The following is a 3326-nucleotide window of genomic DNA, read 5'->3' on the forward strand; positions in this document are numbered from 1 at the left end:
GACCATCGAGCTGTTCTTCGACCTGGTCTTCGTCTTCGCCATCACGCAGCTGACGAGCCTGCTGGCCGGCGACCCGACCGCGGTGGGCCTGGGTCGCGTCGCGCTGATCTTCGGCAACCTGTGGTGGATGTACGGCGGCTATGCGTGGCTCACCAACGCCGTGCCGCCGCGAGCGCTGATGCTGCGGCTGCTGGTGCTGGTGGGCATGGCCGGGTTCCTGGTCGTCGCCTTGGCGATCCCCGACGCCTTCGGCGGCGGCGGCGTCGCCTTCGGACTCGGGTACCTGCTGGTGACGCTGGTGCACACGGGGATGTTCCTGCTGTCCGCACAGGAGCGCGCGGTGCGGGCCATGCGCCGGCTCGGGCCGGCCAACGCCATCACCGCGCTGCTGCTGCTGTTGGCCGGCGTCACCGACGGTGCCGTCCAGTGGACCTTGTGGACGGCCGCCTTTGGGTTGCACTGGGTCACGCCGTTCTTCACGGCGGTGTCGGGCTTCCCCATCCGGGCCGCCCATTTCGTGGAGCGCCACGGGCTCATCGTGCTGATCGCGCTCGGCGAGTCGATCGTCGCCGTCGGCATCGGCCTGCAAGGACGAACGGTGTCGCCAGGCCGCGTCGGCACAGCGGTACTGGGGCTGGCGCTGGCTGCGGCGCTGTGGTGGCTGTACTTCGACGGCGAGGACGAGCAAGCCGAGCGCGTGCTGGACGCCGCGGCGGTCGACCGCTCCGCGTGGCTGGCGCTGTACGGGTTCGGCTACGCGTTCCTGCCGGTGCTGGGCGGGATCATCGTGTTCGCCGCCGGGATCAAGAACGCCGTTGTGCAGTACGGCGAACCCGTGACCGCGTCGACCGCGTGGTTTCTGGCCGCCGGCGTCGCCGTGTACGTCGTCGGGCTGGCATGGTTCCGGCGGCTACTCGGCACCGGGCCGGTCGGTGCCCGCTTGCTGATCGCCGGTGTCGTGCTGCCCACCGCGATGATCGGCCTGGCGTTCTCCGCCGACGCGCAGCTGGGCGTGCTCGCGGCGGTTGTGGTCGGAGGCATCCCGGCCGAGTCGGCCTGGGAGCGCCGCAGGCGGGCGGCGGCTGGTGGGTAGGACGGCACCGTTGTCTCCGCTCCGCCCCGGCAGGTTGCCGGCGCTCGAACAGGGAGGATCAGAATGACCCAGTCCAGCGTGAGGGCGATCCCCGACGGGCTGCACACCATCACCCCGCACATCGTCGTCCGGGACGCGACGCGCGCCGCCGAATGGTACAAGCAGGCATTCGGTGTCGAGGAGCGCAGCCGCGTGCCGCTGCCCGGCGGCAAGCTGGTGTCCGTGGAGCTGTGGTTCGGCGACTCGGCGGTGGCGGGGGCACAGTCCTGTGCTGGATCCGTACCGACGCGAACTGTGAGGCAACGTGTCAGAGACCCAAGCTGTACGGGAGCTTCGCCTGGTGGTCACGGCCGCCGACTACGCCGAGGCGCTCCGGTTCTACCGGGACGCGCTCGGCCTCAGGCAGCAAGCCGCCTACCCGTCGCCCGGTGGGCGGGTGACCATCCTGGAGGCCGGTCGTGCCACGCTCGAGCTGACCGATCCAGTGCACGCGGACTTCATCGACGAGGTCGAGGTCGGGGGCGGGTGGCCGGGCACATCCGGGTCGCGTTCCAGGGTGTGTGCTCGAGAGGGGCGCTGTGATGAGCATGCGCTACAAGCTGCTCGGTCGGACCGGCCTGCGCGTCTCGGAGCTGTGCCTCGGCGCGATGATCTTCGGGGACAGCCGGGGCGGTTGGGGTGCGAGCAGGGACGAGGCTGCCCGCATCGTCGAGCGGTTCGCCGAGGCGGGCGGCAACTTCGTCGATACCGCCAACTACTACGCGCGCGGCGAGAGTGAGCGCATCGTCGGTGAGCTGATCAAGGCGGAGCGCGAGCGCTGGGTGCTGTCGACCAAGTACACGCTCACGATGCGCCCCGATGACCCCAACGGCGGCGGCGCCCACCGCAAGAGCCTGGTGCAGTCGCTTGAGGCAAGCCTGCGGCGGCTCGGCACCGACTACATCGACCTGTACTGGGTGCACATCTGGGACGCCTTCACGCCGGTCGAAGAGGTCGTGCGTGCACTCGACGACGTCGTCAGCGCCGGCAAGGTCCTCTACGTCGGCATCTCCGACACGCCCGCCTGGATCGTCTCGCAAGCGGTCACCCTGGCCGACCTGCGCGGCTGGACGCGCTTCGCCGGCCTACAAGTCCCGTACAGTCTGGTCGAGCGCAGCGTCGAGCGTGAGCTGTTGCCGATGGCACAGGCGCTCAAGCTGACGGTGACCGCCTGGTCGCCGCTCGGCGGCGGCTTGCTGACCGGCCGCTACGGCAGCGACCGTGACCGGCCCGATGACACCCGCATCGCCGCCTTCGGCGAGAGCAGTCTGACCGATCGCAGCCTCGCGATCGCCGACGCGGTCAACGCGGTCGCCGCCGGACGCGGCGCCAGCTCCGCCCAGGTTGCGATCGCCTGGGTGCGCGCGCAGCAGGCGCGCAGCGTCATCGTCCCGGTTCTCGGCGCCCGCCGGCGCGAGCAGCTCCAGGACAACCTGGGAGCGCTGGAGCTCGAGCTCACCGACGAGGAGCTGGCACGGCTGGAGGAGGTCAGCCGCATCGAGCTCGGCTTCCCGCACGACTTCGGCGGCGGCCGCCTCGCCTACGGCGACACGCGCCCACTGATCGACAACCACCGCCACCCCACAGCTCACACGTAGACAAGGCCTGGCCTGACAGCCTGGCCCCGAGTGAGGAGCAAGCGATGACCGAGACGACGCCGGCCGCCGAGCGGAAGCAGACGATTACGCCGCACCTCGTCGTGCGCGGCGCGGCCGCCGCATCGGAGTGGTATCAGCGGGCACTCGGCGCGGAGGAGCGCGGCCGCGTCCCCGTCCCCGGCGGCAGATTCATGCAGATCGAGCTCCGCTTCGGCGACTCCACCGTGATGATCTCCGACGAGTTTCCCGACCTGGGTGTCGTCTCGCCGCTCTCGCTCGGAGGCACCGTCGGCGCGCTGAGCCTCCACACCGACGACGTGGATGGCCTCTGGCAGCGCGCACTGGAGGCGGGGGCCGAGGTCTCCCTCCCGCTGCAGGATGCGTTCTGGGGCGACCGGCACGGGGAGATCATCGACCCGTTCGGCCACCGCTGGGCCCTCGCGCACCACCTCCGCGACGTCCCTACCGACGAGATCAGGGCGGCCGCGGCGGCGATGTTCGGCGGTGAGCCAGCGTGATCCTGGTCACGGGAGCGACCGGCACCGTCGGCCATCACCTGGTGAGCGAGCTGGCGGCGGCCGCGGCGCCCATACGTG

General features: G+C 70.9%; 3 protein-coding genes and 1 pseudogene. All 4 read left to right on the plus strand.

Going from position 1 to position 3326, the window contains the following annotated elements; genetic code table 11:
- Nucleotides 1-1093: low temperature requirement protein A (locus VG276_03445; protein ID HEV8648463.1), on the plus strand; the 1093-nt coding region annotated here is incomplete at its 5' end.
- Nucleotides 1094-1397: 304 nt separating this feature from the next.
- Nucleotides 1398-1648: pseudogene (locus tag VG276_03450) on the plus strand (VOC family protein).
- Between the two features lie 26 nt (nucleotides 1649-1674).
- A complete protein-coding gene (locus tag VG276_03455) occupies nucleotides 1675-2730 on the plus strand; it encodes an aldo/keto reductase (protein ID HEV8648464.1) in 1056 nt (351 codons plus the stop codon).
- A 44-nt stretch (nucleotides 2731-2774) separates the two neighbouring features.
- Nucleotides 2775-3248 (plus strand): VOC family protein, encoded by a 474-nt coding sequence (locus VG276_03460; GenBank protein ID HEV8648465.1) that lies wholly within the window; start codon nucleotides 2775-2777, stop codon nucleotides 3246-3248.
- Nucleotides 3249-3326: the final 78 nt, after the last annotated feature.

Source organism: Actinomycetes bacterium (genome assembly GCA_036000965.1).
Lineage (GTDB): Bacteria > Actinomycetota > CALGFH01 > CALGFH01 > CALGFH01 > DASYUT01.

Bases quoted from the DNA above. Each gene is read 5' to 3' on its own strand.
- VG276_03455 (HEV8648464.1), top strand. From the start codon at position 1,675: ATGAGCATGCGCTACAAGCTGCTCGGTCGGACCGGCCTGCGCGTCTCG.
- VG276_03460 (HEV8648465.1), top strand. From the start codon at position 2,775: ATGACCGAGACGACGCCGGCCGCCGAGCGGAAGCAGACGATTACGCCG.